This window comes from Stenotrophomonas maltophilia (assembly GCF_013464915.1).
Classification (GTDB): domain Bacteria; phylum Pseudomonadota; class Gammaproteobacteria; order Xanthomonadales; family Xanthomonadaceae; genus Stenotrophomonas; species Stenotrophomonas maltophilia_AT.
The window spans coordinates 72,211-98,319 of record NZ_RAVT01000006.1 but is presented as its reverse complement, the minus strand read 5'-3'; the positions used below and the strand labels follow the sequence as shown (position 1 = coordinate 98,319).

At 68.0% G+C, this 26,109-nt stretch carries 29 protein-coding genes; 16 read left to right on the top strand and 13 right to left on the bottom strand.

Annotation, left to right across the window (positions count from 1 at the left end; all coding sequences use genetic code 11):
- Nucleotides 1–132: 132 nt before the first annotated feature.
- The 3 genes from D7T59_RS02765 to D7T59_RS02755 all read left to right on the top strand — a co-directional run bounded on the left by D7T59_RS02765 (nt 133) and on the right by D7T59_RS02755 (nt 2,883).
- The gene (locus D7T59_RS02765; protein WP_180850993.1) at nt 133–555 is read left to right on the top strand and encodes a DUF2141 domain-containing protein; all 423 of its coding nucleotides are present in this window, start codon (nt 133–135) and stop codon (nt 553–555) included.
- A 26-nt stretch (nt 556–581) separates the two neighbouring features.
- Nucleotides 582–2,105, top strand: a complete 1,524-nt coding sequence (locus D7T59_RS02760; protein WP_180850992.1) for a carotenoid oxygenase family protein — start codon at nt 582–584, stop codon at nt 2,103–2,105.
- Nucleotides 2,106–2,166: 61 nt separating this feature from the next.
- The gene (locus D7T59_RS02755) at nt 2,167–2,883 is read left to right on the top strand and encodes a transporter substrate-binding domain-containing protein (RefSeq protein WP_180850991.1); all 717 of its coding nucleotides are present in this window, start codon (nt 2,167–2,169) and stop codon (nt 2,881–2,883) included.
- A 60-nt stretch (nt 2,884–2,943) separates the two neighbouring features.
- Here D7T59_RS02755 and D7T59_RS02750 read toward each other — a convergent pair whose 3' ends face one another.
- The gene (locus D7T59_RS02750; protein WP_180850990.1) at nt 2,944–3,843 is read right to left on the bottom strand and encodes a LysR substrate-binding domain-containing protein; all 900 of its coding nucleotides are present in this window, start codon (nt 3,841–3,843) and stop codon (nt 2,944–2,946) included.
- A gap of 98 nt (nt 3,844–3,941) precedes the next feature.
- On the opposite strand from D7T59_RS02750, the gene D7T59_RS02745 reads away from it, so the two are divergent.
- Nucleotides 3,942–4,127 (top strand): hypothetical protein, encoded by a 186-nt coding sequence (locus D7T59_RS02745; RefSeq protein ID WP_180880362.1) that lies wholly within the window; start codon nt 3,942–3,944, stop codon nt 4,125–4,127.
- Here D7T59_RS02745 and D7T59_RS02740 read toward each other — a convergent pair.
- Nucleotides 4,124–5,671: an alkaline phosphatase gene (locus tag D7T59_RS02740; protein ID WP_180850989.1), complete on the bottom strand. Its 1,548-nt coding sequence runs from the start codon at nt 5,669–5,671 to the stop codon at nt 4,124–4,126. The genes D7T59_RS02745 and D7T59_RS02740 overlap by 4 nt on opposite strands.
- Nucleotides 5,672–5,789: 118 nt before the next feature.
- On the opposite strand from D7T59_RS02740, the gene D7T59_RS02735 reads away from it, so the two are divergent.
- On the top strand, nt 5,790–6,584 hold the full coding sequence (locus D7T59_RS02735; RefSeq protein ID WP_164136143.1) for a D-alanyl-D-alanine carboxypeptidase family protein: 795 nt from the start codon (nt 5,790–5,792) through the stop codon (nt 6,582–6,584).
- Nucleotides 6,585–6,589: 5 nt separating this feature from the next.
- Here D7T59_RS02735 and D7T59_RS02730 read toward each other — a convergent pair whose 3' ends face one another.
- Together D7T59_RS02730 and D7T59_RS02725 are read right to left on the bottom strand one after the other, a co-directional pair.
- A complete protein-coding gene (locus D7T59_RS02730; RefSeq protein WP_180850988.1) occupies nt 6,590–7,183 on the bottom strand; it encodes a TetR/AcrR family transcriptional regulator in 594 nt (197 codons plus the stop codon).
- Nucleotides 7,184–7,199: 16 nt separating this feature from the next.
- On the bottom strand, nt 7,200–7,796 hold the full coding sequence (locus D7T59_RS02725) for an NAD(P)H-dependent oxidoreductase (protein ID WP_180850987.1): 597 nt from the start codon (nt 7,794–7,796) through the stop codon (nt 7,200–7,202).
- A 126-nt stretch (nt 7,797–7,922) separates the two neighbouring features.
- Between D7T59_RS02725 and D7T59_RS02720 the strand changes: the two genes are divergently transcribed.
- Nucleotides 7,923–8,456 (top strand): hypothetical protein, encoded by a 534-nt coding sequence (locus D7T59_RS02720; protein ID WP_180850986.1) that lies wholly within the window; start codon nt 7,923–7,925, stop codon nt 8,454–8,456.
- Nucleotides 8,457–8,529: 73 nt separating this feature from the next.
- Here the strand turns inward: D7T59_RS02720 and D7T59_RS02715 are convergent, their stop codons facing one another.
- Nucleotides 8,530–9,357, bottom strand: coding sequence for an isocitrate lyase/PEP mutase family protein (locus D7T59_RS02715; RefSeq protein WP_180850985.1), 828 nt, complete (start codon nt 9,355–9,357; stop codon nt 8,530–8,532).
- A 168-nt stretch (nt 9,358–9,525) separates the two neighbouring features.
- Here D7T59_RS02715 and D7T59_RS02710 point away from each other — a divergent pair, with 168 nt between their 5' ends.
- The 5 genes from D7T59_RS02710 to accC all read left to right on the top strand — a co-directional run bounded on the left by D7T59_RS02710 (nt 9,526) and on the right by accC (nt 13,388).
- A complete protein-coding gene (locus D7T59_RS02710) occupies nt 9,526–10,254 on the top strand; it encodes a DOPA 4,5-dioxygenase family protein (protein ID WP_180850984.1) in 729 nt (242 codons plus the stop codon).
- Between the two features lie 351 nt (nt 10,255–10,605).
- Nucleotides 10,606–11,055: a type II 3-dehydroquinate dehydratase gene (gene aroQ / locus D7T59_RS02705; protein ID WP_180850983.1), complete on the top strand. Its 450-nt coding sequence runs from the start codon at nt 10,606–10,608 to the stop codon at nt 11,053–11,055.
- Nucleotides 11,052–11,477 (top strand): lysozyme inhibitor LprI family protein, encoded by a 426-nt coding sequence (locus D7T59_RS02700; RefSeq protein WP_343203069.1) that lies wholly within the window; start codon nt 11,052–11,054, stop codon nt 11,475–11,477. Before aroQ ends, D7T59_RS02700 begins: the two co-directional genes overlap by 4 nt.
- Nucleotides 11,478–11,530: 53 nt before the next feature.
- Nucleotides 11,531–12,010 (top strand): acetyl-CoA carboxylase biotin carboxyl carrier protein, encoded by a 480-nt coding sequence (gene accB / locus D7T59_RS02695; RefSeq protein WP_010481080.1) that lies wholly within the window; start codon nt 11,531–11,533, stop codon nt 12,008–12,010.
- Between the two features lie 10 nt (nt 12,011–12,020).
- Nucleotides 12,021–13,388 carry an acetyl-CoA carboxylase biotin carboxylase subunit gene (accC, locus tag D7T59_RS02690; protein WP_005411253.1) on the top strand — a complete coding sequence of 456 codons (1,368 nt, stop codon included), beginning with the start codon at nt 12,021–12,023 and terminating at the stop codon, nt 13,386–13,388.
- Nucleotides 13,389–13,516: 128 nt separating this feature from the next.
- On the opposite strand, the gene D7T59_RS02685 is transcribed toward accC, so the two are convergent.
- Both D7T59_RS02685 and D7T59_RS02680 read right to left on the bottom strand, forming a co-directional pair.
- A complete protein-coding gene (locus D7T59_RS02685; RefSeq protein ID WP_005411254.1) occupies nt 13,517–13,891 on the bottom strand; it encodes a hypothetical protein in 375 nt (124 codons plus the stop codon).
- Nucleotides 13,888–14,853, bottom strand: a complete 966-nt coding sequence (locus D7T59_RS02680; RefSeq protein WP_164136214.1) for a hypothetical protein — start codon at nt 14,851–14,853, stop codon at nt 13,888–13,890. The genes D7T59_RS02685 and D7T59_RS02680 overlap by 4 nt, the downstream gene beginning before the upstream one ends.
- 164 nt (nt 14,854–15,017) lie before the next feature.
- Between D7T59_RS02680 and prmA the strand changes: the two genes are divergently transcribed.
- The 3 genes from prmA to fis all read left to right on the top strand — a co-directional run bounded on the left by prmA (nt 15,018) and on the right by fis (nt 17,138).
- Nucleotides 15,018–15,938 carry a 50S ribosomal protein L11 methyltransferase gene (prmA, locus tag D7T59_RS02675; protein ID WP_180851023.1) on the top strand — a complete coding sequence of 307 codons (921 nt, stop codon included), beginning with the start codon at nt 15,018–15,020 and terminating at the stop codon, nt 15,936–15,938.
- A gap of 42 nt (nt 15,939–15,980) precedes the next feature.
- Nucleotides 15,981–16,748 (top strand): DUF3426 domain-containing protein, encoded by a 768-nt coding sequence (locus D7T59_RS02670; protein ID WP_180850982.1) that lies wholly within the window; start codon nt 15,981–15,983, stop codon nt 16,746–16,748.
- Between the two features lie 114 nt (nt 16,749–16,862).
- Nucleotides 16,863–17,138: a DNA-binding transcriptional regulator Fis gene (gene fis / locus D7T59_RS02665; RefSeq protein WP_005419706.1), complete on the top strand. Its 276-nt coding sequence runs from the start codon at nt 16,863–16,865 to the stop codon at nt 17,136–17,138.
- Between the two features lie 420 nt (nt 17,139–17,558).
- Here fis and D7T59_RS02660 read toward each other — a convergent pair whose 3' ends face one another.
- The 6 genes from D7T59_RS02660 to D7T59_RS02635 are packed head-to-tail and all read right to left on the bottom strand — an operon-like array spanning nt 17,559 to nt 23,359.
- Nucleotides 17,559–18,554, bottom strand: a complete 996-nt coding sequence (locus tag D7T59_RS02660) for a phosphatidate cytidylyltransferase (RefSeq protein WP_099474013.1) — start codon at nt 18,552–18,554, stop codon at nt 17,559–17,561.
- Nucleotides 18,551–19,180: a lysophospholipid acyltransferase family protein gene (locus D7T59_RS02655; protein WP_014038692.1), complete on the bottom strand. Its 630-nt coding sequence runs from the start codon at nt 19,178–19,180 to the stop codon at nt 18,551–18,553. The genes D7T59_RS02660 and D7T59_RS02655 overlap by 4 nt, the downstream gene beginning before the upstream one ends.
- A gap of 13 nt (nt 19,181–19,193) precedes the next feature.
- A complete protein-coding gene (locus D7T59_RS02650) occupies nt 19,194–19,631 on the bottom strand; it encodes a hypothetical protein (RefSeq protein ID WP_180850980.1) in 438 nt (145 codons plus the stop codon).
- Complete coding sequence (locus D7T59_RS02645) at nt 19,628–20,956, bottom strand: phosphatase PAP2/dual specificity phosphatase family protein (RefSeq protein WP_180850979.1); 1,329 nt, start codon at nt 20,954–20,956, stop codon at nt 19,628–19,630. The genes D7T59_RS02650 and D7T59_RS02645 overlap by 4 nt, the downstream gene beginning before the upstream one ends.
- The gene (locus tag D7T59_RS02640) at nt 20,956–22,707 is read right to left on the bottom strand and encodes a bifunctional alpha/beta hydrolase/class I SAM-dependent methyltransferase (protein WP_180850978.1); all 1,752 of its coding nucleotides are present in this window, start codon (nt 22,705–22,707) and stop codon (nt 20,956–20,958) included. The genes D7T59_RS02645 and D7T59_RS02640 overlap by 1 nt, the downstream gene beginning before the upstream one ends.
- A gap of 34 nt (nt 22,708–22,741) precedes the next feature.
- Complete coding sequence (locus tag D7T59_RS02635) at nt 22,742–23,359, bottom strand: CDP-alcohol phosphatidyltransferase family protein (protein ID WP_180850977.1); 618 nt, start codon at nt 23,357–23,359, stop codon at nt 22,742–22,744.
- A 224-nt stretch (nt 23,360–23,583) separates the two neighbouring features.
- On the opposite strand from D7T59_RS02635, the gene purH reads away from it, so the two are divergent.
- Together purH and D7T59_RS02625 are read left to right on the top strand one after the other, a co-directional pair.
- Nucleotides 23,584–25,167 carry a bifunctional phosphoribosylaminoimidazolecarboxamide formyltransferase/IMP cyclohydrolase gene (gene purH, locus D7T59_RS02630; RefSeq protein ID WP_180850976.1) on the top strand — a complete coding sequence of 528 codons (1,584 nt, stop codon included), beginning with the start codon at nt 23,584–23,586 and terminating at the stop codon, nt 25,165–25,167.
- Between the two features lie 16 nt (nt 25,168–25,183).
- Complete coding sequence (locus D7T59_RS02625) at nt 25,184–26,062, top strand: hypothetical protein (RefSeq protein WP_258012909.1); 879 nt, start codon at nt 25,184–25,186, stop codon at nt 26,060–26,062.
- Nucleotides 26,063–26,109 lie beyond the last annotated feature (47 nt).

Genomic DNA, 26,109 nt, shown 5'->3' with positions numbered 1-26,109 from the left:
CGGCAATGGGTCCAACGCAGAAAGTGACTTCTGGCACGTCGGATCGATGACCACTGGCCCTGAACCCACCAGCGCGCCCCGCGCAGACTGGCTCCACACCGCCGCACACCACCCACCTCCGGAGCCACCGCCATGATCCGCACCGCCCTGCTCAGCACCGCCCTGACTGCCCTGGCCCTGGCCAGTGGCGCCCACGCTGCCGACCTGGCGGTGACCGTACACGATGTCCGCGTGCAGACCGGCACGCTACGCGTTGCACTGGTCGACAGTGCTGCCGCCTGGGACGGCAAGGCCAAGCCGGTGCAGGCGCAGCAGGCGACGCCCAGCGGCGACAGCGCCCACTTCACATTCAAGGGCCTGCCGGCCGGCAGCTATGCCGTGCTGCTCACCCACGACGAGAACGACAACGGCAAGCTCGACACCAACCTGGTCGGCATGCCGGTGGAAGGCTATGGCTTCAGCAACAACCCGCAGGTGATGCGCAAGCCGACCTTCGACGAAGCGCGCGTCACTGTGCCGGCTGCCGGCGCTGCCATCGACATCACCCTGCGCTGATTCCTGCATCCAGACCCGAGGCCATCATGGACCGTCGCCGCTTCCTCCGTACCCTGCTCAGCAGCAGCGCCTGCCTGGCCCTGGGCGCCACCGCACTGCGCAGCGCGCCCGCCTTCGCCGGTGAGCCGGCCCGTTTCGCGCAGGGCCTGCAGGAGCACCCGTGGCTGCTGGGCTGGCGCAGCGTCACCGGCGAGAGCCTCGGCCCTGCCACCGTGCAGCTGCAGGGCCGGCTGCCGGCCGGCCTCGCCGGAACGCTGTACCGCAATGGCCCGGCCTGGACCGAGCGCGATGGCTTCCGCTACGACCACTGGTTCGACGGCGACGGCATGGTGCATGGCTGGCGCTTCAACGGCGATGGCAGCCTGACCCACCACGGCCGCATGGTGGCCACGCCGAAGTTCAGCCGTGAACAGAAGGCCGGCCGCTTCCAGTACCCGGCGGCCGGCACCAGCGTCCCCGGTGCCCTGGCGGTACGCAACAACGATGACGCCAACGTGGCCAACACCTCGGTGACGATGATCAATGGCCGGCTGTTCGCGCTGTGCGAATCCGGCTCGGCGTTCGAAGTGGACCCCGATTCGCTGCAGACCCTTGGGCCGGTCACCTGGCGCCCGGATCTGGCCGCGCTGCCGTTCTCCGCGCATCCGCTGCCGGACCGCGATGGCAGCGTGTGGAACTTCGGTTCGATCAGCCTGATGGGAGGCCACGGCCTGCTGGTCTGGCACATCGGCAAGGACGGCCAGCTGCGCAGTGCCAATGTGATTGAAACGCCGGAACATGGCTACCTGCATGCCTTTGCGATGACCGAGCAGCACCTGGTGTTCGTGCTGATGCCGTTCGACTTCACCGGCACCGGCGGCAGCTTCTTCGAGCGCATGCAGTTCGCACCGCAGCGTCCCGCGCGCATCGCGGTGGTCGCCAAGGATGCGCCGGACAAGGCGCAATGGTTCCAGGCACCATTCGCGGCGATCTATCACTTCGGCGATGCCTTCACCCGCGCCGGCAGCATCGTGCTGCGCGCGGTGCGCCACGACGACATCAACGAAGCGCGCTCGCCAATGAAGGAAGCGATGGCCGGGGACGGCGCGCACGCTGCGAACAGTGGCGCCAGCCTGGTCGAGCTGCACCTGGACCTGCGTCGCGGACAGGCTCGCTGGGAAACCCTGGGCATCAGCGCGGTGGAGTTCCCGCTGTTCGATCCGCGTTCGGCCAACACCCGGGGGGCGCGCCTGTACGCGCCGACCATCGATGGCCCGGCCACGGCGCCGTACTTCAACGCAGTGGCTGCATTCGATATCGAGCGCGGGCGTCGCCAGCTGTGGCGCTACGGGCCGGATATCATGGCCGAGGAACATGTGTTCGTGCCGCGGCCGGGCAGCCGCAACGCCGATGACGGCTGGCTGATCGGCACCCTGCTCGACCCGGTGAACAAGCGCAGCGGCCTGGCCGTACTCGATGCGCGCCACCTGGACGACGGTCCGCTGGCACAAGCATGGCTGCCCTACGCGGTGCCGCTGGGCTTCCACGGCACGTTCGCCACACGCGGTTGAGTCCACGCCGTGCGGACACCGGCGCTGGCATGCTGGGGCTCCCCTTCCTGCGGAGCCCTGCATGTCCCTGGCCGACCATCGAAGTGCGCTGGCACCACAGGGCTTCCTGCGCGTGGCGATCAACCTCGGTAATCCCGTGCTGGCACAGGGCGATGCACACTCACCGCGCGGGCCGTCGCTGGAACTGGCCACCGCATTGGCGCAGCGCTTGGGCGTGCAGGCCCGCTTCACCTGCCACGACGCAGCGGCCTCGGTGGTTACTGCGGCCGCCGAAGATGCCTGGGACCTGGCCTTCCTGGCGATCGATCCCGCGCGCGCCGACCGCATCGCCTTCAGCGCGCCCTATGTGGAAATCGAAGGCACTTATCTGGTGCGCGAGGACAGCCCGGCGCAGCAGGTAGCCGATCTGGACCGCGAAGGCCTGCGCATCGCGGTCGGTCGTGGCGCGGCCTACGACCTGTTCCTCAGCCGGGAGCTGCGCCATGCCACGATCGAGCGGGCGGACACCTCGGCAGCGGCCATCACCCTGTTCGACCAGCAGCGCCTGGATGCCGCCGCCGGCGTGCGCCAGCCGCTGGCGGCTTGGGCGCAGGCGCATCCCGGCCATCGGGTGCTTGCCGATCGCTTCACCGCCATCCAGCAGGCGGTGGCGGCACCGGCCTCGCGACCCGCCGATGCGCTGCGGGCGCTGTTCGAGGAAGTGGATGCGATCAAGGCCGGACCGTTGCTGGGCGAAGCGTTCGCCCGTGCCGGGCAGGCGGTCACGCTGGTGCGGTGACTGTAGCGTCGAGCCATGCTCGACTGCTTCTTCGAAAGACCAGTCGAGCATGGCTCGACTCTACAGATGCGCGCCTTCCATGTGCCGCACATGCTCGGCGGCCTGCGCATGCAGCCAGTCGCGGAAGGCGAGGAAGCCGCGATGGCGGGCCGAGCGCTGCGGGTACACCAGCCAATGCGGCCAGTCGGTCTTCAGGCGCTGGCTGGACAGCGCGACCAGCTGGCCGGAGTCCAGCAGCAGGCGCGCACGGGTGACCCGCCCGAGCGCCACGCCCACCCCGTCCAGCGCGGCCCTGTGGTGCGCCTCCGAATCATCCAGCACCGCCACGAAGCGCGACGGCGGCCTCTGCCCACTCAACGCAAACCAAGCCCCCCACGCCCCGTCCGGGTCACCCAGCAGCGGCCATTGGTCCAGCGGTACGCGGTCGATGCCGCCCATGCGCTCGATCAATGCCGGGCTGGCCATTGGCAGCAGCCACTCGTCGAACAACGGCTCCACCACCAGCCCCGGCCAGTTCCCGGTGCCCAGCCGCAGCGCCGCGTCGAACTGCCGCTGGCGCTCGAAGTCGACCAGGCGTTCACTGGATTGCAGGTTGATCTCGATCTGCGGGTACGCGGCGACGAAATGCCCCAAGCGCGGCACCAGCCAGGCCGAGGCCATCGACGGCACCGCGCTGATCGTCAGTACGTGCTCGGCGCGCGCCGCATAGGGCTGGAACGCCTCGTTGATCGCATCCAGGTGCGGGCCGACCTGGTCGAGCAGGCGCTGCCCCTCCAGAGTGAGGGTGACACCACGCGCCTGCCGGATCAGCAGCGGCTGCCCGAGGCGCTCTTCCAGCTGGCGCATCTGATGGCTCAGCGCACTGACGGTGAGGTTCATCGACGCCGCTGCGCGTGACAGGTTGCCGAGGCGGGCAGCGGCCACGAAGCCCTGCAGGGCGTGGAGGGGCGGACGGGACATCAGACTTGAATCCTTCTCAAGGCCACCTTGCGGAAATGTCGCTTTTTGCCATCCCATGCTGCCCGTATCGTGCAATCCACTCAAGTGGAGGCACGCTCATGAACATCTACAGCAGCCTGTTGTTCCTGCACGGCCACGTGGCCAGCGCCGAACTGGCGCGGCAGCTGGCCAGCCCTTCCCAGACTCCGCCGCCAAGCGGCTCCCCTGGTAGTGCCGGCCGCTGGCCGGCAACCTCGCCGACCAGGCATCCCACGACTGCCGGCCAGCGGCCGGCACTACCCTAGCGCTGCAGCGCTTCCTGCACGGCCGCCGCTACATCGGTGTTGTCGATGTAGCGGCCGTCATTCCAGCCCACGTGCTTCCGGTAACCCGTATCGACGCCACGCACACGCTGGCCGAGCAGCTCCGCGCCCGCGCCCTTGGCCCACAGCGGCACCAGCGCGTTGGAGTGGTTGCCGGTGGGACGGAAGCTCATCCCCGGCATGCGGCCGCGTCCAAGGTTCCTTACCGGTTCGAAGGCCACGTTCTGCGCGTCCGGGCCCATTGGCATGCTGTTGTCGTGGTCGGTGGTGACGATCAGCAGGTTGTGTTCCCAGCCACCGTTGCGCTCGATCCATTCGACCACCGCCGCCACCGCGTCGTTGAATTCCACGGTTTCCTCGATCAGGCGGCCGTACTGCGGCTGGTCCGTGCACTGGCCGTAGTGCCATTCCGTGCCGCAGGCGCTGGTATGCGCGGCCCAGTCGGTGGCACCGCCTTCCACCATCAGGAACAGGCCGCGGGGGGAACGCTGCTGCAGGAACCGCAATGCACCGCGGGTCATGGTCGCAAGATCCGGCACGCTGTCGATCTTCCGCACGCCGGAAGGTGTGCTCGCGTCCTTGCCCAGCACCTGCAGCTGTCGTGCCTGCTGCAGCGTATTGGCCACGCGCGGCACGCCGATCAGCGGGCGATCAGCCGGCAGCCTGCCCTGCGCCAGTGCGGCGAACTCTTCCTTGCTGCGGATCAGGCGCCACGGACCGGCCGGGTTTGCACCGATCGTGCTGCCTGCTTCCAGCTGCCGCCAATCCTGCTGCGACACCCATTCCCACGGGTTCGCGCAGCCCTCGGCCTTCGCGGCAGCCACGCCCTCGTCGCAGGCGCGGCCATCAACGCTGTAGCCGGGACCGCCGGTGCCCATCACCAGGTCCATGTGACCCTGCGCCAGCATCTGGTGCGCAATGGCGTGGTAGTTGTTGCGCGATGCGTTCTGCGCCGCGAACGCAGCCGGCGTGGCATGCGCGAACGGTACCGAGGTCACCACACCGGTGGCCATGCCCAGGCGCTTGGCGCGCAGCGTATTGAACTCGACCGGATTGCCGTCGTTGTTGTAGTTGATGGCGTTGTTGTAGGTCTTGATGCCAGAGGACAACGCCGTGCCCGCGGCCGCACTATCGGTCGCGACTGCCGCCAGGTACTGGTAGCCGGCGAACGGCAGGTCCTGCGCCGGCACCGGCTCGGCATCCCAGGCCTTGCCCGCGTCGTAGCCGAGGGTCTGCGCGTTGTCGCCAGTCGGCTGGCTGCTGGCGTTCAACGGGAAGGTGGTGACCGCCAGACGCTGCGGGAAATCCGCATAAGGGGCGCCTTCGCGGCTGCCGTACTGCCAGTAGGCAGCGGCATCCCAGGTACCCCAGCCGGCGCCGTCATTGATCATCACGATCACGTTGTGCGGGCGCGCTTGGCCGGAAGCAACAGCCTCGGCGCGCAGGGCGGGCTGGCAGCCGCCAAGCCCGGCCAGCGCAAGCAGCAACGAGGAATGGAGCCAGCGGCGTGGCGTGCGTGCAGTCATTGGAGATCCAATCGGGCCAGCAGCGGCCCACAATGACGGTACGTTATATCGTTTCAATATTGCAGCTTCATGCAGCCGCCGCAGGCTATCCTGCAGGCCCTCCTCCATCGGCCCCTCCATGCCGTCTCCTGCTCCTGCGCGCGCGCCGTTGTCCTCGATCACCCTCGATGCGGCAACCTTCGCGGTGGTCCACCAGCACAACGCGGACATCGCGCGGCAACCGGCCTCGCTGACCAAGTTGATGACTGCCTACGCCGCTTACGAATGCGTCGAAGAGAACGGTCGTGCGTGGGACGAGGCGGTCACCATCGCCGCCGAAGATGTGCATGCGGTAGCCGATGATGAAACGCGCATGGGGCTTGTCCCCGGCGAGACCGTCACCCTGGGGCGTCTGCTGGAGGGCCTGATGATCGTCTCCGGCAATGATGCAGCACTGGCCATGGCACGTCATCTGGGCGGATCGCAGCCTGCGTTCCTGGAGCGCATGAACCGGCACGCGCGCCAGCTTGGCCTGCGCAGCAGCTGGTTCGCCAGCGTCTCCGGCATCACCACGCCGCACCATGCCTCCAGCGCGCGCGACATGGCAGTACTCGCCGCCTGCCTGCTGAATGACCATCCGCAGATACTGGCAATCACCGCGCAGCGCGCGTTCGCGCATGGCAGCTTCAGTCGAAACAACCAGAACGCCCTGCTTGGCGAAAACGGCGTGGATGGCTTGAAGACCGGCTACACCCAGGCCGCAGGCTTCTGCCTGGCCGCCACCGCATGCCGGTCAGTGCCCGGGCGGGACCAGCCGGTACGCCTGATCATCGTGGTGCTGGGTTCTGAAAGCCGCGACGCACGCGATGCCCTTGTGCGCGAACGGCTGGCCGCCGGGTTCGCGGCGCTGGCCGACAACACCGCCGACGCCTGAGCGGCTCAGCGCCGCTTGACCGTCGCCACGATCAAGCGCTGCAGCTCGGCCTCGGCGTCTGCCTTGTCCAGCGCGCCTGCCGCCACGGCTTCGGACAGGGCCTCGGCCGCACCGAGAATCGCCCAGCGTCCCGCCAGCGATACCGTGCCGTCGGCGGCGAACGGGCCCAGCCAGACCTGGCAGTTGTCGATGAAGTCCTGCTGGTAGCGCCGCCGCACCTCGTGCAGTTCAGGTGCACCGACCAACGCGGCAAGGATGCCCTGCACTTCACTGCCCTGGCTGAGGATGCAGTCGATGTAGCCGGAGGCGATGGCCGCCGCACGATCGGCCAACTGCGCCCGGGCACGGCCGATGCGCTCGTTGAAGACCACCGTCTGCCGTCCGTCGTAGTCATCGTAGAGCGCGGCCAGCAGGCCGTTGCGGGTCACGAAGTGGTCGTAGGCCACCGGCTTGGTGACCCCCGCCGCTTCGGCCAGCCGCCCCAGCGTCAACGCATCGGTGCCCTCCTCGCCGACCAGCGTCCACGCCACCTCCAGCAGCTGGCGGGCGCGTTGCTCTCGGGTCAGGCGGCGGCGCGTGGGAGCGACGTTGGCAGGCATCGGCGGAACACGGCGATCAGTTCATTGGAGTGCCGATTTTACGGCCGATTTCCACCGCGGTCTGCAGGTGTGCCTGCGCAGCGCCACTGTCGGCGTCGAGCAGCAGGTGCGATGAAAGTACGCGAGCACCGCAGTAGTCGAAGATACCCATGTCGATCTGCGTCTTCATCGCCGCACCATAGCCACGCCGTTCGATCATCTCCGCGCCCGCACCTCCGACGCCGACCAGGTGCACGCGCAGGCGTTGCAGCTTCTTCTGCACCTTGCCATCGGCGCCATCCTGGTAGGCCCAGCCCTGGGTGAACACGCGATCGATCCAGCCCTTCAGCAGCGCGGGGAACGACCACCAGTACAGCGGATAGACCAGCACCAGCGTGTCGGTGGCGTCCAGCCGCGCCTGCTCGGCGGCGACGTCGGCCGGCGTTGTGCCGGTGCCCCGGAACAACGCCTGGTCCTGTGGGTTGAAGCGTGGATCGAAGCCTTCGGCCATCAGGTCGGCGTGGGCCACGGTGGTGCCGGCATCGCTCTCAGCGATGGCCTCACCGATGCGCTGGGCGATGGCATGGGTCAACGAGGCGGATTCAGGATGGGCGGTAACGATGAGGGTTTGCATGGGGGATGTCCGGAATTCACTAACTACCAATGGTAAGTAGTGACGCCCGGGATACCAGCACCATGCGTGGGACGCTGTTTCCGCATCCACCGTATAGTGCGGCGGTTCCCGCTGAGATACCCGACGATGCACCGATATCTGCTTGCCCTTCTGCTGGCCCTGCCCATGGCAATGGCCGTTGCGCCCGCGCTGGCCGGTGAACTCAGTGCGGAAGACTCGGCCGCATTGCGCAAGGAGGTGCAGGCGATGATGGACGCCTTCGCCCGGGGCGATACCGAGCTGATCATCGCGCGCACCCATCCCAGCCTGAAGCAGCTGGCCGGCGGCGACGAGGCCTATGCGCGGGCGACCCGTGACACGGTGAAGGCGCTGCGCAAGGCCGGTGTCACCATCATCAGCGACGAGGCGGGCGTGCCGGGTCGCACCTATGCGGCCGGTGACGAGGAAGTCTGCTTCGTACCGCGCCAGTCACTGCTGCGCGTGCGCGAAGCGCCGATGCGCAGCACGTCGTTCATGGTTGCTGTGCGCCGCGTCGGTACCACGCAATGGCGCTATCTGGATGGCGCCGCGCTGCCGGACAACCCCGGGCTGTTGCAGTTGCTGCTGCCCGACCTGGAACCGGACGTGGTCCTGCCGGAGAGTGAGACGGAAGCGCTGTAGGCGCAGGCGCATCCATCCACGCATGGCGTGGATCTACTGTCCCTGCTGGCCAGAGTCCGCACCGGGGTTTCCCTCAACGGAACAACGCGTTCAAGGCAGCCCCGGAAGCCGCCTGCTGCAGGCCGTCGAAACGACCGTCGTGCACGATCGGCTGTGTCGCCTGCATCAAACCTCCCCACGCGGCGCGCGCCAGCGCACCGCCCAGGCTGACCCGGCGCACGCCGAGTGCGGCGATGTCCTGCAGGCTCAGCGGCGTCGGCCCACCGACCAGCAGGTTCACCGGCTTCGTTCCTGCTGCTGCAACCACCGCACGGATCTGCTCGGCGGTCGTGATGCCGGGCGCGTACAGCACATCGGCACCGGCCTCGGCATAGGCGCGCAGGCGCTGCAGCGTGTCCTGCAGGTCGGGCACGCCCACGAAGAAGTTCTCCGCACGCCCGACCAGCAGCACCTCGCCGCCCGCGCGGTCGATGGCCGCACGTGCCGCACGCAGGCGTTCGACCGCCTGGTCGATCGGACGCAGTGGTGCATCGGCCACGCCACTGGCGTCCTCGATCGACAACGCCGCGATGCCGGTATCGATCGCTGCGGCCACCGCCTCCCCCACCGCCTGCGGCGTGGCGCCGAAGCCATCACCGAAATCGGCATTCAGTGGAAGTGCTGTCGCCGTCGCCATCAGGCGCAGGTGCTCCAGGGTGGCCTGCAGCGACACCGCGCCATCCGGTCGCCCTTCGCTCCAGGCGCAGCCGGCGCTGGTGGTGGCCAAGGCCAGGAAGCCCTGCCGCTGCAGGTAGCGCGCACTGCCCACGTCCCACGGATTGGGCAGCACGAAGCACCCCTGCGCGTGCAGCTGGCGAAAGGACGCACGCTTGTTCTGTGTGTCGGCATCGGGCGAGGTCATAGCAGGGCTCCGGGGCGGCAGACCTGCACCGTAGCCCGCCGTGCGGCCACGCTCAATGGCGTCGAGGCCGGCCATGCATGAGGTGATGCTGCCTGCTTATTGGACGCCATCGGCCACACTGCCCGAGCGTGCCTGCTTGCCCACACCAATGCCGCCACGGAGCCCTTCATGCAGCCTGATCCACATCTCCTCATCGATGACGGCGACGATGACGCCCACTGGGCCGACCTGCTCTCGCCGGCACGGCGGCGCCTGATCGCCTCGGCCGGGCTGGCCGCCGGAGGCCTGGCCAGTGCCTCGACAGCCTCGGCATCGCCCCTTGGCGACGTTGCAGCGAACACCACCGAGCCTGGCCGTCCCGGCTTCCGTGCCATCGTGCCGCCGGCGCCGAAGGGGCGCAGTCCCTGGGGCCAGGCCACGGCCAGCGAACCCACCCCGCGGCCAGCCAGCGTGCGCCCCGGCGAAGCCACGCTGCCCACCAGCCCGCGCGCCTATACCGACATCAAGAGCTATCACGCACACATCTACTTCGATGAAGACAGCTTCGAGAAGGCCGCCCTGCTGCGGCGCTGGGCCGCAGAGCGCTTCCCGGTGGAGCTGGGCAACTGGAACCTGGAGCCGCGCGGCCCGCATGTAACGCCGTCGTTCTACTTCGGCTTCACCAACGACCTGCTGCCGGTGCTGGTGCCCTGGCTGCAGCTCAACAGCCTGGGGCTGACCATCCTGATCCACCCCAACACCGGCGATGGCCGCGCCGACCATCTGTACTACGCGCTGTGGGTGAACCGCGCGCAGCCGGTGAATGCCTACAACTGGCCGGTGCCGAAGCCGGGGGAACCGGAGCCGCTGGAGAAGGTGTTCCCGAACGTGGTGCCGACGGTGCCGCTGGAGACCTGAACGGGAGCGTGGCGGGGGCGGTGGGTGGCGTGCAGCGCACCCTGGGCTGCCCCTCGGTGGGTGCGTAGCTTGCTGCGCACCGAACTTCCTGCACCCGCGCATGGCGTGGATCTACCGCATCACGGCCCGTTGCGGCATCGGCCATCGCCCGGCCTTGCCGGCATCGTCGGCCTACGTGCCAGCATCCCCGGCCAGCACCGCGTTCAGCGCGCCTTGATCCAGCGCCCGCCGTACGGCCACAAGCACTCCGGCAGATTTCAAACAAACGATTGAAACGCAGCAAACTTCGCCGAACTGGACAGCATCCGCCGGTTCCGCCAGACTGCCGCCCTTTCCCGTCTTCCGGATCCCATGGCGAAGCTGCTGGTCCTGCACGGCCCCAACCTCAACCTGCTCGGCACCCGCGAGCCGGAGGTCTACGGCCACACCACGCTGGCCGACATCGACCAGGCCCTGACCGCGCAGGCCGCCGCCGCCGGGCACGCCGTGGAGAGCCTGCAGTCCAACGCCGAGCATGTGCTGGTGGATCGCGTGCAGGCTGCGCGCAATGACGGAACCGCTTTCATCCTGATCAACCCCGCCGCCTTCACCCATACCTCGGTCGCCCTGCGCGACGCGCTGGCGGCGGTGGCGTTGCCGTTCATCGAGATCCACCTGTCCAACCCGCATACCCGCGAGCCGTTCCGCCAGCACAGCTACTTCAGTGACAAGGCGGTGGGCGTGGTGTGCGGCTTCGGTGCCGACAGCTACCGCTACGCGATGGATGCAGCGCTGCTGCGCGTGCAGGCGGCCGCCGCGTGAAGGTGCTGCCGCACGTGCTTGCCAGCATCCTGCTGTGGGCCGGCATGTGCGGTGCCGCCGCGGCATTCGACCGCAAGGACGAAGGCATCGACTGCGCGCATCCGTCCACCACGATGGAGAGCGACCTGTGCGCCTCGGACGTGGCCGCGGCCGCTGACGCCGAACTCAATACCGTGTACGCCCTGGCGCGCAAGCAACTGCGCACGCCGGCCAAAGGCGGCAGCTGCAGCTACTGCGGCGATGCCGAGCAGCAGCTGGTGCTGGCGCAGCGCGCCTGGGTGCAGCTGCGCGACCACGACTGCAACGCGGTCTATGCCCTCAATTCCGATGGCACGGCACGCAACGGCGCACAGATGCGCTGCCTGATCACCCTCGCGCGCGACCGTACGCGGCAGCTGCGCGAATTCTACGAACTGCTTTGACCCGAGCGTGCTGCGCTCCCCACCACACTGACATCAAGAGCAAAGAGGCCACCATGGATCTCCGCAAAATCAAGAAGCTGATCGACCTGCTGGAAGAGTCGAACCTGGCTGAAATCGAAATCAAGGAAGGCGAAGAGTCGGTGCGCCTGTCGCGCGCCCCGGTGGCCGGCTATGCCGCTCCGGTCGCCGCCCCGGTGTACGCCGCCCCGGCCGCTCCGGCACCGCAGGCCATGCCGATGCAGTCGCCGACCGAAGCCTCCACCGGCGGCACCGCCAAGCCGGGCCCGGCGCTGCCGGAAGGCCACGTGCTGCGCTCGCCCATGGTCGGCACCTTCTACGCTTCGTCCGCCCCGGACAAGCCGGCCTTCGTCACCGTTGGCCAGCAGGTCAAGGAAGGCGAGACCCTGGCCATCATCGAAGCAATGAAGATGTTCAACCCGATCGAGGCCGACAAGTCCGGCACCATCGTCGCCATCCTCGGCGAGAACGGCCAGCCGGTGGAATTCGACCAGCCGCTGTTCGTGATCGGCTGAGGGGCACGCCATGCTCGACAAAGTCGTCATCGCCAACCGAGGGGAAATCGCGCTGCGCATCCTGCGCGCGTGCCACACCCTCGGCATCCGCACGGTGGCCGTGCATTCCACGGTCGACCGCAACCTCAAGCACGTGGCCATGGCCGACGAGTCGGTCTGCATCGGCCCGGCGCCGTCGCCGCAGAGCTACCTCAACATTCCGGCGCTGATCGCCGCGGCTGAAGTCACCGACGCGCAGGCGATCCATCCGGGTTACGGCTTCCTGTCGGAGAACGCCGACTTCGCCGAACGCGTGGAAGAGTCCGGCTTCATCTTCATCGGCCCCAAGGCCGACACCATCCGCATGATGGGCGACAAGGTCGAAGCCATCCGCGCGATGAAGTCGGCCGGCGTGCCGTGCGTGCCCGGTTCAGGCGGCCCGCTGGGCGATGACATCGTCGCCAACACCAAGATCGCCCGTGAGATCGGCTACCCGGTCATCATCAAGGCGGCCGGTGGCGGTGGCGGTCGCGGCATGCGCGTGGTGCATGCCGAAGCCTCGTTGAAGACCTCGATCGAAACCACCAAGAGCGAGGCCAAGGCAGCGTTCGGCAATGGCGAGGTCTACATGGAGAAGTTCCTGGAGAATCCGCGCCACGTGGAAATCCAGGTGCTGGCCGACGGCCAGGGCAACGCCATCCACCTCGGCGAACGTGACTGCTCGATGCAGCGCCGCCACCAGAAGGTGGTGGAAGAAGCCCCGGCACCGGGCATCACCGCCGAACAGCGCGAACAGATCGGCAAGGTCTGCACCGAAGCCTGCGTGCGCATCGGCTACCGCGGCGCCGGCACCTTCGAGTTCCTGTACGAGGACGGCCGCTTCTACTTCATCGAGATGAACACCCGCATCCAGGTGGAGCACCCGGTCACCGAAATGGTCACCGGCATCGACCTGGTGGCCGAGCAGCTGAAGATCGCCGCCGGCCAGAAGCTGTCGATCAAGCAGAGCGACGTGGTGCTGACCGGCCACGCGATCGAGTGCCGCATCAACGCCGAAGACGCCGAGACCTTCGTGCCGAGCCCGGGCACCATCACCGGCTTCCATCCGCCGGGCGGCCCTGGTGTGCGCGTGGACACCCACATCTACAGTGGCTACCGCGTGCCGTCGAACTACGACTCGATGATCGGCAAGCTGATCGTGCACGGCCCGGACCGCGAAACCGCCATCGCCCGCATGCGGGTGGCGCTGAGCGAGATGGTGGTGGACGGCATCAAGACCAACATCGCCCTGCAGCAGCGGATCATGCGCGACAAGGGCTTCCAGGCCGGTGGCCAGAACATCCATTACCTGGAAAAGCGCCTTGCCGAGCGCAAGAACAAGCCGATCGCACTGACCTGATCGGCAGCAGGTTCTGGACATGAAAAGGGCGGGGATATCCCCGCCCTTTTCTGTTGCTGTAGCGCCGAGCCCACGCTCGGCTTGCTGKAAAAGCAGCCGAGCGTGGGCTCGGCCCTACAGCAGGTGCATCAGCGCTTGTCGGCAGCTTCGGCCGGGATCTGCGAATTCGCCAGCGGGCGAACACCATTGGGCGAGCTCGGGTCGACAATCACCATCGTCTCGGTGGACCCATCGGGCCACACCACCTGGAAGGTACTGCCTGCCGGCAACGAAGCAAACGGCATGCCGCTCTGCGCGCGATAGACCGCAGCGACCTGGCTGGCACCCACGCGGCGCACATCTTCCTGCGCCTTCACCGTGGTCAGTTCCACTTTTGACAGATGCCGGTAACGATCTTCATAGGTGTCGATCATCAACAGCCCGACCGCGCCGGCCGAATAGGCCACGAACAGCGCCACCCAGAACCAGAACTTGGCTCCATGCAGGAATCGACGGTAGTTCATTGCCCGCCCCTCTTTCCAACCAATCGCTTGATCCACTGCTTCATTTTCCCCGCACCTTGCCGCGAAACCGCAGCGTCATACACGAAATCCCGGAAATCCTGCGTCCCATCCTGCGAACAGATCCCTCCATTCGCACAAAAACTGTTGACCAGCACACTGTCGGCACCACACGGTAGACCGAGTTCGCAGGCCGCAACCCGCCATGCCAGTTCACTGAGCTGCTCCCCCGCCACCAGGCCAGCGAGCGCCTGGTCCCCCGCCGCGCGCACGCCCATGCCCGGTGCAATGGCCATGAAGGCCTCCGGATCGCGCGATGTGCGCACCCGCTCGACCAGGTCACGGCGGTACTCGGGGCTGTCATGCAGCGGCTCGCCTTCGGCAAACAGCGATGCTTCCGCTGCGAGGTTGCCCTGCGTGGCCGCCTTGCGACGCTCGGCCAGCACCAGCGCAGACCCCAGCTTGTCGCCCGGCACGAAGCCGCCACAGCGCTGCGCCACGCGCTCGCGCGCCTGCACCATCGCCGGCGCAGCGGTCAGGCCCAGCCCGGCCAGCACATTGTTGTCCAACCGATAACCGCCCGGATCGATGGCGTACTGCGCGCAGTAGTCGTAGACCCGGCTGAGCATCCAGCGCGCTTCGTGGTTGCCTTCGTCGGCCTGCACGCGCAGGCGCTGCGCGTAGGCGTACAGATCGGTCGCATCCTCGATGTCCGCGCGCAGGTCCAGCGGCAGGCCCGAAGGCAGCGCGTTGCCGCGCTCGAACGCCGCCAGGCGACGCGCCAACGCTTCCGGCACGACCGGCAGGGGCGCCGCATCGTCCGCCGCAACCCGCGCCGCCGGCAGTTCGCCTGCAGTCACCGGTACCGATCCGGCATGGCCGCTGGCCCGATACCCGGCCACGCCCAGCACGGCCACCGCCGGCAGCACGAGCAACCAGGTTTTCAGGGTCGGAGCAAAGGCCATTGGCGGCAGTGAGCGTTCACGGCGCACAGGAAAGCACCCAGTTTAACAAGGCCCGACACCCCTGTCTGAACCGGTTCCGTTCATCTCCGAGCGGCATCTCAGGCAATACGGAGACGCTCCGATGGTCTAGCATGGCCCCCTTTCCCGCGATTGCCCCCACCGCCATGCCGTTCCTGGAACTGACCCTGCGTTGCACCGAAGCTACCCAGCCCCGCTATGAGAATGCGCTGGAGGACGTCGGCGCACTGGCCGTCACGCTGCTTGATGCCGAGGCCGATACCAGCAACGAACAGGCCATCCTCGAGCCGGGCGTGGGCGAGACCCCGCTGTGGGACACCCTGGTGCTGAGCGCGCTGTTCCCGGCCGACAGCAATGCGCTGCTGCTGTTGGCCGCACTGGAGTCCTTCGATCCGGAGCTGGACTGGAGCAGCGGCAGCTTCCGCGCGGTCGAGGACGAAGACTGGGAACGCGCCTGGCTGGACCAGTTCCAGCCGATGGATTTCGGCAGCCGTACCTGGATCGTGCCGTGGAACCATGAACTGCCGGAGGCAGCACAGGCTGCCGACGCCGCCGTGGTGCGGCTGGACCCGGGCCTGGCGTTCGGCTCGGGTACCCACCCGACCACCGCGCTCTGCCTGCGCTGGCTGGACCAGCTGGCCGTGGATGGCGTGCTGCAGGGCCAGCGCGTGCTCGACTTCGGCTGCGGCTCCGGCATCCTTGCGCTTGCCGCGCTGAAGCTGGGCGCCGCTGAGGCCATCGGCGTGGACAACGATCCGCAGGCGCTGGTCGCCACCGCCGACAATGCCGAGCGCAACGGCGAGCAGGCGCGCATGCACGTCTACCTGCCGCAGGACGAACCCGTCGCCACCTACCCGATCGTGGTCGCCAACATCCTTGCCTCGGCACTGGACGCGTTGGCCGAGCTGCTGGCCGCGCGCGTCGCTGCCGGTGGCCGCATTGCCCTGTCCGGCATCCTGCACGGCCAGGAAGGTGAACTGCTGCAGCGCTATGCGGCATGGTTCGATGACCTGCAGGCCACCCGGGATGGCGACTGGATGCGCATCACCGGCGTGCGTCGCCCCTGATCGTGGTTGAATGACTGCTGGATCCGAGCCCGCACCCTGAGCATGTCCGAGCCGAACCCGCCGCGACGCCCTCTGGCGACCTTCCTGCGCACCGCGCCGGAAGGTGAGCCTGTGCCTGCGACCGATGCGCGCACGCAGGACCCGGACGAACACGCACCGCCTGCCATGCAGGTGCCAACCGGGACTGCCGAAGCGGTGCATGTGACGGCAGAGATGCGGCACGACGATGAGCCTGTCATCGTTGATGAAACTGCGGCCATCGCGCCGGCAGCGGTTGCAGTGCCGGCAACGGCGGCTGCCGCTGATGCGCCGAGTTTCCTTGGCAGTGCGCGTCCCCGCAACCTGCCGGCACCCCGCTGGCACTGGCTGCTGGTTGCGGGGCTGGCGCTGCTGCTGCTGCTGCAGAGCGTGCTTGCCGACCGTGCGCGGCTGGCGGCCGACGCCGGCAACCGTGCATGGCTGGGCACGCTCTGCGGCGTCCTGCGCTGCAGCCTGCCGGCCTGGCACGAACCCACCGCCTTCACCATGACCAGCCGCGAGATCCGGCCGCTGCCCGGGCAGGCCGGTGTGCTGCAGGTCCAGGCCAGCATCCGCAACGACGCACGCTGGGCACAGGCATGGCCGGACCTTCGCCTGTCACTGTCCGATGCTGATGGCCGGGTGATCGGCAGCGGTGTGTTCACGCCTGCGCAGTACCTTGGAGAGAACCCCGGCGCGGCCCTGCTGGAACCGGGCCAGAGCGCGCGCGTCGCCTTCCGTGTGCAGGAGCCCGCCGCATCCACCGTCGCATTCACCTTCGACTTCCTCTGACCGTGAAAAGGCGACCGGCCGTGGCAGGCCGGGCACGCTCGCGCTAGACTGGCCGCCACCACCTCGTCCGGCCGCGCGCCCCGCGCGCACGGGCCAACCGAATCGGGAACCCCCTTGAACGCTGTCCTTTCTCGTCCTGACAACAGTCGTGGCGCTCCCCGGCCACCGCTGCGTGAACATGTCGCCCAGTCCGTGCGCCGTTACCTGCGTGACCTCGATGGCTGCGACGCGGACGATGTCTACGAGATCGTACTGCGCGAGATGGAGATTCCGCTGTTCGTGGAAGTGCTCAACCACTGCGAAGGCAACCAGAGCCGCGCAGCGGCGATGCTGGGCATCCACCGCGCCACCCTGCGCAAGAAGCTGAAGGAATACGGCATCAGCGCGTAAGCGCGCGTGGGTAGTGCCGGCCGCTGTCCGGCAACCTCGTGAACGATGGCAGGATGTTGCAGTTGCCGGCCMGCGGCCGGCACTACCAGTGGATCCACGCCATGCGTGGATGGCGTCCTCCCGGAATCAACCGCCGCCGCCCGCCCGGTAGATCCACGCCATGCGTGGATGAAGGCCCGGCAGGATCACCCGCCCCGCCCGCCCGGTAGATCCRCGCCATGCGTGGATGGACGCCCGGCAGGATCACCCGCTCCCGCCCGCCCGGTAGATCCACGCCATGCGTGGATGGACGCCCGGCAGGATCACCCRCTCCCGCCCGCCYGGTAGATCCACGCCATGCGTGGATGGACGCCCGGCAGGATCACCCGCTCCCGCCCGCCTGGTAGACCCACGCCATGCGTGGATGGACGCCCGGCAGGATCACCCGCCCCCGCCCGCCTTCCAGTAATACCGCACCACGTGGAAGAACACCGGCGCGGCGAAGCACACCGAATCCAGCCGGTCGAGCATGCCGCCATGGCCCTCGATCATGTGGCCCCAGTCCTTGATGCCGCGGTCGCGCTTGATCGCCGACATCACCAGGCCGCCCCAGAACCCCATCAGGTTGATCAGCAGCGACAGGCCGAACGCCTGCAGCGGCGTGAACGGGGTGATCCACCACAGCGCCGCGCCCAGCGCGCTGGCACTCAGCACGCCGCCGACGAAGCCCTCCACCGTCTTAGATGGCGACAGCTTCGGTGCGATCAGATGCTTGCCCAGCAGTTTGCCCCAGATGTACTGCAGCACGTCCGAGGACTGCACCACGATCACCAGGAAGGCAAACAGCAGCACGTTGCGCGACGGGTCATGTCCGGGCACGTGCAGGTTCAGCAGCAGCGGTACGTGCGAGATGCAGAACACGCAGATCATCAGTCCCCACTGCACCTTCGCCGTGCGCTCCAGGTAGTGCGTGGTGTCGCCGCCGATGGTCGACAGGATCGGCAGGAACAGGAACGCATAGACCGGAATCAGCAACGTGTACATGCCGTACCAGTCGATCCACACCAGGTAGTACTGCCACGGCAGCACGATGTAGAACGCCGCCAGCAGCGCGTAGTAGTCGCCCGAGCGGGTCGGTGCGAGCGTGATGAACTCGCGCAGTGCGAACAGCGAGATGATCGCGAACAGCACGATCACCCCGGCACGACCGAAGAACAGCGCCAATCCGACCACGATCGCCATCACCCACCACGCGCGGATGCGCGACACCAGGTTGGCGATCACCGCGCTGGGCCGGCCGCGCTGGCGCCATCGCAGCGTTTCGGCCACCAGCGTGGCCAGTACCAGCACCGCACCGACGCCAGCGAACAGCAGGCCGGTCTGCTGGCCCACGCTCTGCGTTGCCAGGTCGCCGGACACATCGATCAGGAAACTCATGCGCGCCCTCCGTTCGGCGCCAGGTCCAGCAGCGCCTGCCGGCTGCGGGCCAGGAATGCGGCCTTGTCCTCGTCGGCCTGCAACCGCAGCGGCGTGCCGAAGGTGGCCGTGCACAGCAAGGGCAGCGGCAGGAAGCGGCCCTTGGGCATCACCCGCTTCAGGTTGTCGATCCACACCGGTACGAATTCCAGCTCCGGGCGTTGCCGTGCCAGGTGATAGATGCCGCTCTTGAACGGCAGCAACGGCTCATCGCCCACGTTGCGGGTGCCTTCCGGGAACAGGATCAGCGAGCAGTCTTCGTCCACCGCGTCACGCAGCACCTGCAGCGGATCCTGCTGGCGATGGCCGGCCTCGCGTTCGACCAGTACGCCATTGAACACCGCATCGATCAGGTAGCGACGCAGGCCGTCGCGCTGCCAGTACTCGGCGGCGGCAACCGGCCGCACCTGGCGCCGCAACGCGGGTGGCATCGACGACCAGATCAGCACGAAGTCACCGTGGCTGGCGTGGTTGCCGTAGTACACGCGGCGCTCGCTGGACGGCGCGCAACCGATCCACAGCGCGCGTGCGCCTGTCACCACATGGATCGCGCCACTGCAGGCGCGGGCAATCAGTTCGGCGAACATTGGCCCCTCCCGTTCACGTCTGCGGCCACAACACGGCCAGCACCAGCAGTGCGAACTGCACCGCGGTCAGCAGGTACTGGCGCAGCAGCAGGCGGCGCATGCCGGCCCAGCGCGCGTCCCAGCCCCGCAGTTGCGCATCGGGTGACGCGCGGCGCAGGCCACTGTCCTGCAGCAGCTGATCGGTGCGGCGCGCGGCAGCATCGCCGTCCAGGCTCTCATCGCGCAGCAGCTGCAGCAGGCTGGCGTCCAGCGCCACCCGCCACGCGTGGTACGTCTGTGCCACGCCCGCGAACGTGCTGGCCAGCAACAACCCTGCAGCGATCATCGCCAGGCCCGGCTCGGTGCCGAGCAGCAGCAATGCCACCAGCAGCAGCCCCAGCGACAGGCATGCCGGCCAACGCCCCTGCCGCAGCAGCAGCTGCATGGTCGCCAGATCGGGAACCGTACTCATGTGCGCGCTCCTGCCGCGTCGGCGATGGCACGCAGATGGGCCGTACCCAGCACGATGCCAGGGCGCGCGGAACGCACGATCGCCACCGCCGCATCGACATCAGCCGCGCGACCACTGCGCAGCAGCCAGGTCGCCACGCTGGCAGCACTGCGCGAGTAGCCCAGCGCACAGCACACCAGCAACGGCCCCTGCGCACGCAGGCACTCGATGGCCTCGGCCGCCTCGCGCAGCTGTTCCGGAGCAGGCACCACCAGGTCCAGCATCGGCACGCTGGCATACGCTGCGCCCTGCGCGCAACAGGACAGCTCGGCGCAGGCATCCACTACACCCACCAGTGGCGGTGGCAACGCGCCGTTGGGAATGCGGCCCAGCCACACACCGTCCAGCACCGGCACCGGCTGCGGCGCACGCCGCGTCCACAGCCGCGAGTTGATCCAGGCAGCGCCCAGGTACGGTGCCAGCAGCCAGCGCGCGGCCATCGTCAAGCGACCATCGGCGCGTTTCTGGAACACCGCCGTACCCAGCCCGGCATAGGCCAACGCCACCAGCAGCAACGACACCACCGGCCACAGCAGCCACAACGCCGCACCGCGCAGCGTCACCGCCGGCGCCAGCAGCAGCGCCGCCCCCAGCAGGTACAACGCCGCCAATCGCCAACGTCTGGCATCACGCGCGATGCGCCAGGCGCGCAGCGGCGGCGCGCCCTGCTCCGGCCACAGCCAGACGCACAGCCACCCCGCCAGCAGGCCGGTCGGAATATCGATGAAATGATGCTGGAACGTGGTCAGCACCGAGACGCCTATCAGCAATGCCCACGCGTGCAGCACCCAGCGCCACACGCCGTGCAGGTACTGCGCGAACTTCATCCACAGCACGATCAGCAGCACGATGTGCAGCGACGGCGCCTGGTTGAACGGCTTGTCGAAGCCCAGCAGCACATCAAACAACCCACCGAACACGCCACCGATCTCCGGCCGCTCGAAGCTGAAGCGCAGCGGCCACAACAGGAAGCAGGTCACCGCGATCAGCTGTGCACTGAACAGCCGCAGCGCATGCCGGTCCAGTTCCAGCCGTTGCCGGCACAGGAAGAAGGATACCGCGTAGAACAGGTCGATCGACCAGTACGGCACGATCGTCCACGGCACGAACGGAATGTGCGTCTCCCACGCGAACGCCATCACCGGCAGTTCGGCATGCCGGCCGGCCATCCAGTTGGCGAAGCCGTAGCTGGCGAAGAAGAACGGACCCAGCAGGGCCAGCCACAGCAGGGCGCGCCGCCAGGGGCGTCCTTCCGTGGCCAGCGGCGTTGCGGCCAGCGTCGCCATCACGCGGCCCGGCGTGCCAGCGACACGGTGAAGATGCCGAATTCGTCGATGCGCTGCGCCACCTTCTCGAAACCGGCCAGGCGCACCAGCTCATCCATCTCCTGCTGGGTACGGCGGCGCATCACCCATGCTGCGCCACCGCGGTGGCTGGTCAAGGCACGTGCGATGAATTCCAGCTGCGGGTGCCAGGGCTGGCCGGTGTAAGCCAGATAGCCCCCCACCGGCACGGTTGCGGCAATGCCCTGCAGCGAGCGCAGCACGGCGTCGTTGTCGGGGAACAGTTCGTACAGGCCCGATACCACCGCCAGTGTCGGTGCTGGATCGACTTTGGCCAGTTGCGCCGGATCGAACGCATCGCCCTGCTCGAAGCAGGCGATGTCGTCGGCACCGAGGCGCTCGATCAATGCCTGGCCCTGGGTCACGTTCAGATCGCTGAAATCACGCAGCACGATGCGGTCGGCGCGCTGTTCGCCCTGGCCCAGCGCTTCCAGCACATAGCGACCATGGCCGGCCGCCACGTCCAGCACACGCACCTGCGTGCCCTGCCCGCGCAGGCGCTGGGCGGCGTCGCGCAGCAGTTCCTGCAGGTGCTGGCCACGGATGCGGATGCCGCGCCAGCCGATCGCGTCCAGATAATTGCGGTCGACCATGCGGCCGAGCGGCCCCTTGCCGCGCGCTTCGTCGCGGTAGATGTAGTCGAGCGTACTGCCGGAATCGAAACCGGTCTGCAGGCCCAGCGCGATGCCTTCGGACAGCGTGCCGCCGAAGCGCAGGCCACCACGCACCACGCGCCAGCGCAGGTCAGCCAGGCTGTTGCGTTCCGGTGGCCAGGCCAGGATCTCCGATTCCTCGAAGGTTGGCCCGTGACGGTGCGCGTCGCGCCGTGACAGCTCACGCAGCGGCTCGGCGAAACGTGCCTGGATGAAACTGCGGATACGTGCCAGCGCCGGCGCCCGATCGCGCTCGCCCAGCGTGTCGTGGAAGAAGCCCGGCAGATGCACACGCTCCTTGATCGGGCTGGACAGGCGCTCGTAGAAGCGGTCCTGCGGGCCACGGTGCACCACGAAATCCGAGCCGGACACCAGCAGCTGCACCGGCACGCTGATTGCCTGCGCATCGGCCACGATGCGGTCAGCCGCTTCGTACAGGCCCAGCAGCACGCGCACCGAGATCGGCCGGGTGATCAGCGGATCGGTGCGGTAGCTCTCCACGCGCGCCGGATCATGGGTCAGCCACTGCGGCTTGACGTAGCTGTTGACGAAGAAGTTGCCGCGCAGCTTCTGCATCAATGCCAGGCCCGGGCGTGCGAACGGCACGTACAGCTTCACCTTGAACGCCGGCGAAGCCATCACCAGCGCGCGCAGGCGCGGCGCGTAGTCGTGCACCCAGGTGGCGGCAACCACTGCGCCCACGCTCTGCGCGATCACCACGATGTCTTCCACCGCGATGCCGTGCTCGGCTCCGATATGGGTGATGAAGCTGTCCAGGTCACGCACCAGCGCCGGGAAGCCCGGTGCATCGCCGCGCGCACCCGGCGAACGACCATTGCCGCGCGCATCCCAGGCGAAGAAGGCGGTGTCGGGCAGGTCCAGCTCATCGACCAGGTGGGTGACCCGGCCGGAGTGCTCGTGGCCGCGGTGCAGCAGCACGATGGCCCTGCTGGCCGGCGTTGCGCTGGTGCCCGCCCAGTACCGGTAGAACAGCGGTACCTGGTCGAAGCTGTGGAATTCCCGTTCCTGCGCCTGACGCATGCAATCTCCTGATTGTCTTTTTGTATCTGCTTGATTAATTCGGCGAAACCGCCGCTTCCTGCAGCCCGCGACGGACGCGGTTGATCATCGTCAGCACGCACAGCACCGCCATCGCTGCGGCCACGCCGCTGACCGTCATCGCACCGCTCCAGCCAAACGCCAGCAGCAGGCCCAGCGCACCGATGACGAACGCCCGGTCGCTCTTCCCCATCGGGCCGTCATAGCGACGGCTGGCCCCGACCATCAGCCCCAGCACGCCGGCGTATTCGCTCAGCGCCGCAGTCCAGGCCAGCAGCCACAGCGCCTCCGGGCGCACGCCCGGCACGCTGAGCAGGCTCAGGTACAGCGCCGCATCGGCGATCACATCACACAGCTCGTTCAGATAGGCGCCCAGCCGCGACTGCTGGCCGAACTCGCGGGCCAGCATGCCATCCACGGCGTTGAGCGCCATGCGCAGCAGCATCCATAGCGGCAGCAGCAGGTACAGCAGGGGCTGGGCCGGCGCGCAGCACCACACGACGGCAGCCACCAGCAGCGAGACCACGGCGGCGGCCACGGTCACCGTATTGGCGGTGATCCCCATGCGGTACAGACCGCGTACGGCTGGACGCAACAGGTCCTGGAAACGTCCTTTCAATGCATAGATCGACATGATCCGTACCCGCTGATCCTTGGCAGTGCGGGCACAGCCTACCCCATCGTCGGCAGATTCCGACAACCCGGCTCCGGTCTGCGGCCCAGCCCCCCGGATCGGGCCGGATCGATGTGCCCGACCCGGTCTTACGTCGATGGCCGCGGCAAATTACCCCTTCCGGCACCCGCCACCGGCCCCCACCGCCTACAATATCGGCCCCGCTCCGCTGCCGATTCTGTCCCATGACTGCTGATCTGTTGCCCGTCCGCCGGGCCCTTCTCTCCGTTTCCGACAAGACCGGTCTGGTCGAGCTGGCCACTGCGCTGGCGGCACGCGGCGTGGAGCTGCTGTCCACCGGCGGCACTGCCAAGGCGATCCGCGATGCGGGCCTGGCCGTGAAGGACGTGGCCGACGTCACCGGCTTCCCGGAAATGATGGACGGCCGGGTCAAGACCCTGCACCCGATGGTGCACGGCGGCCTGCTGGGCCGCTCCGGCCTGGATGACGCAGTGATGGCCGAGCACGGCATCGGTGCCATCGACCTGCTGGTGCTGAACCTGTACCCGTTCGAATCGGTCACCGCCAAGGCCGACTGCACCCTGGCCGACGCGGTCGAGAACATCGACATCGGCGGCCCGGCCATGCTGCGTTCGGCAGCCAAGAACTTCGCCCGCGTGGCGGTGGCCACCGACCCGTCGCAGTACGCCGAACTGCTGGCCTCGCTGGACGCCAACGACGGCCAACTGTCGGCCAGCACCCGCTTCGCGTTCTCGGTGGCCGCGTTCAACCGCGTCGCCCAGTACGACGCGGCGATCAGCAACTATCTGTCGGCGGTCACCGCCACCGACGCCGCGGTGCCGGCGCGTGCCGAGTACCCGGCGCAGATGAATTCCACCTTCGTGAAGGTGATGGACCTGCGCTACGGCGAGAACCCCCACCAGAGCGGCGCGTTCTACCGCGACCTGTACCCGGTGCCGGGCACGCTGGCCACGTTCCAGCAGCTGCAGGGCAAGGAACTGAGCTACAACAACCTGGCCGATGCCGATGCGGCGTGGGAATGCGTGCGCCAGTTCGATGCGCCGGCCTGCGTCATCGTCAAGCACGCCAATCCGTGCGGCGTGGCCGTCGGTGCCGGCAATGGCGATGCCTACGAGCTGGCCTACGCCACCGACCCGACCAGCGCCTTCGGCGGCATCATCGCCTTCAACACGCCGCTGGACGCCGCCACCGCCAAGGTGATCCTGGACCGCCAGTTCGTGGAAGTGCTGATTGCCCCGGACTACGAGCCGGCCGCGCTGGAATACGCGCAGAAGAAGGCCAACGTGCGCGTGCTGCGCATCCCGCACGGCGATGGCCTGAACAACTTCGACAGCAAGCGCGTCGGCTCGGGCCTGCTGCTGCAGTCCTCGGACAACCGCGGCATGACCCGCGACGAACTGAAGGTGGTCAGCAAGCTGGTACCGACCGACAAGCAGTTCACCGACCTGCTGTTTGCATGGAAGGTGGCCAAGTTCGTGAAGTCCAACGCGATTGTGTATGCCAAGGACAACCGCACGATTGGCGTGGGCGCCGGGCAGATGAGCCGCGTCTATTCCGCGCGCATCGCCGGCATCAAGGCGGCCGATGCGAACCTGGTAGTCGAGGGTTCGGTGATGGCCTCCGACGCGTTCTTCCCGTTCCGCGACGGCATCGACGCCGCTGCTGCCGCCGGCATCAAGGCGGTGATCCAGCCAGGCGGTTCGATGCGCGATGCCGAAGTGATCGCCGCCGCCGACGAACATGGCCTGGCCATGGTGTTCACCGGCGTGCGCCACTTCCGCCACTGATCCTGGAGCGACACGGATGTCCACAGTTTCGATGAAATCGCTGGCCGTGCTCGCCCTCGCGGGCGCGGCCGTGCTGGCAGGCTGCAAGCCTGCTGCCGAGCCCAGCGCGGGCCCGAAGGCAGAAGCGCCTGCGGCGGCCCCCGCTGTACCAGAACAGCATGTCAGCCGCACCGCGCGGCTGCAGGCCTTCCTGGTCCAGCGTTACGGCAGCAACGCCAGGCTCTCCGGTGAATGGCGCGGCAGCTGGACCGACGATGGCGACACCCATGCGATGGACTGGCAGGTCTGCGCGGAACAACCGGTGGTGAGCGGTGACAGCTGGCAACAGCTGCTGGCCGTGTGCGGTGCGCTGGTCGATGGCGCGCACATCGACCCGGGAACCATCGAGTTCTTCGTGCTGCGCCCGAAGGGCGATGGCTTCGAGGTGACCAGCGAACTGACCGGCCAGCGCTTCGGCAGCGGCGGCCAGCCCGGCACTACCAGCATCATCCGCGCCGGCAGCGACTTCTACGGCTTCCGTGTCGAGGACGGCTGGTTCGGGCAGGGTTTCTCGCTGCTCTCGCAGTCGCTGATCCTGCCAGGCCCGAACGGCCTGGTGGCCAGTGGCAGCGCGCGCAGCCATATCGACAATGACGCCCAGTACGAGTGCGACAACCTGGACGCCGGCACCGACCCGGATACCGTCGAGGACTGCCGCACCCGCCGCTTCAGCATCGATTTCGCGCTGCGTTTCGACGACAGCGACCGCAGCGCGCGCGTCTGGCCGCTGCTGATCGAGGAAACCGGAACCACCTGTGGCGGCAAGCAGGTCCGGCAGGAACACCGCTTTACCCTGGACCCGAAGACCTGGGCCTATTCCTTCCCCGAATCGCTGCGACGCGAAGGCTGCGAGTGAGCCACGCGCGCCGCCGGGGACACCGATCTTCCCTTCCCACGCAATCT

Bases quoted from the DNA above. Each gene is read 5' to 3' on its own strand.
- D7T59_RS02650 (WP_180850980.1), bottom strand. From the start codon at position 19,631: ATGAGTACGGTTCCCGATCTGGCGACCATGCAGCTGCTGCTGCGGCAG.
- D7T59_RS02645 (WP_180850979.1), bottom strand. From the start codon at position 20,956: ATGGCGACGCTGGCCGCAACGCCGCTGGCCACGGAAGGACGCCCCTGG.
- purH (WP_180850976.1), top strand. From the start codon at position 23,584: ATGACTGCTGATCTGTTGCCCGTCCGCCGGGCCCTTCTCTCCGTTTCC.
- D7T59_RS02710 (WP_180850984.1), top strand. From the start codon at position 9,526: ATGCAGCCTGATCCACATCTCCTCATCGATGACGGCGACGATGACGCC.
- D7T59_RS02670 (WP_180850982.1), top strand. From the start codon at position 15,981: ATGTCCGAGCCGAACCCGCCGCGACGCCCTCTGGCGACCTTCCTGCGC.
- accC (WP_005411253.1), top strand. From the start codon at position 12,021: ATGCTCGACAAAGTCGTCATCGCCAACCGAGGGGAAATCGCGCTGCGC.
- D7T59_RS02680 (WP_164136214.1), bottom strand. From the start codon at position 14,853: ATGGCCTTTGCTCCGACCCTGAAAACCTGGTTGCTCGTGCTGCCGGCG.
- D7T59_RS02735 (WP_164136143.1), top strand. From the start codon at position 5,790: ATGCCGTCTCCTGCTCCTGCGCGCGCGCCGTTGTCCTCGATCACCCTC.
- prmA (WP_180851023.1), top strand. From the start codon at position 15,018: ATGCCGTTCCTGGAACTGACCCTGCGTTGCACCGAAGCTACCCAGCCC.
- D7T59_RS02730 (WP_180850988.1), bottom strand. From the start codon at position 7,183: ATGCCTGCCAACGTCGCTCCCACGCGCCGCCGCCTGACCCGAGAGCAA.
- D7T59_RS02760 (WP_180850992.1), top strand. From the start codon at position 582: ATGGACCGTCGCCGCTTCCTCCGTACCCTGCTCAGCAGCAGCGCCTGC.
- D7T59_RS02745 (WP_180880362.1), top strand. From the start codon at position 3,942: ATGAACATCTACAGCAGCCTGTTGTTCCTGCACGGCCACGTGGCCAGC.
- accB (WP_010481080.1), top strand. From the start codon at position 11,531: ATGGATCTCCGCAAAATCAAGAAGCTGATCGACCTGCTGGAAGAGTCG.
- D7T59_RS02720 (WP_180850986.1), top strand. From the start codon at position 7,923: ATGCACCGATATCTGCTTGCCCTTCTGCTGGCCCTGCCCATGGCAATG.
- D7T59_RS02635 (WP_180850977.1), bottom strand. From the start codon at position 23,359: ATGTCGATCTATGCATTGAAAGGACGTTTCCAGGACCTGTTGCGTCCA.
- D7T59_RS02755 (WP_180850991.1), top strand. From the start codon at position 2,167: ATGTCCCTGGCCGACCATCGAAGTGCGCTGGCACCACAGGGCTTCCTG.
- D7T59_RS02625 (WP_258012909.1), top strand. From the start codon at position 25,184: ATGTCCACAGTTTCGATGAAATCGCTGGCCGTGCTCGCCCTCGCGGGC.
- D7T59_RS02725 (WP_180850987.1), bottom strand. From the start codon at position 7,796: ATGCAAACCCTCATCGTTACCGCCCATCCTGAATCCGCCTCGTTGACC.
- D7T59_RS02715 (WP_180850985.1), bottom strand. From the start codon at position 9,357: ATGACCTCGCCCGATGCCGACACACAGAACAAGCGTGCGTCCTTTCGC.
- D7T59_RS02640 (WP_180850978.1), bottom strand. From the start codon at position 22,707: ATGCGTCAGGCGCAGGAACGGGAATTCCACAGCTTCGACCAGGTACCG.
- D7T59_RS02655 (WP_014038692.1), bottom strand. From the start codon at position 19,180: ATGTTCGCCGAACTGATTGCCCGCGCCTGCAGTGGCGCGATCCATGTG.
- D7T59_RS02740 (WP_180850989.1), bottom strand. From the start codon at position 5,671: ATGACTGCACGCACGCCACGCCGCTGGCTCCATTCCTCGTTGCTGCTT.
- aroQ (WP_180850983.1), top strand. From the start codon at position 10,606: ATGGCGAAGCTGCTGGTCCTGCACGGCCCCAACCTCAACCTGCTCGGC.
- D7T59_RS02660 (WP_099474013.1), bottom strand. From the start codon at position 18,554: ATGAGTTTCCTGATCGATGTGTCCGGCGACCTGGCAACGCAGAGCGTG.
- D7T59_RS02685 (WP_005411254.1), bottom strand. From the start codon at position 13,891: ATGAACTACCGTCGATTCCTGCATGGAGCCAAGTTCTGGTTCTGGGTG.
- D7T59_RS02765 (WP_180850993.1), top strand. From the start codon at position 133: ATGATCCGCACCGCCCTGCTCAGCACCGCCCTGACTGCCCTGGCCCTG.
- D7T59_RS02750 (WP_180850990.1), bottom strand. From the start codon at position 3,843: ATGTCCCGTCCGCCCCTCCACGCCCTGCAGGGCTTCGTGGCCGCTGCC.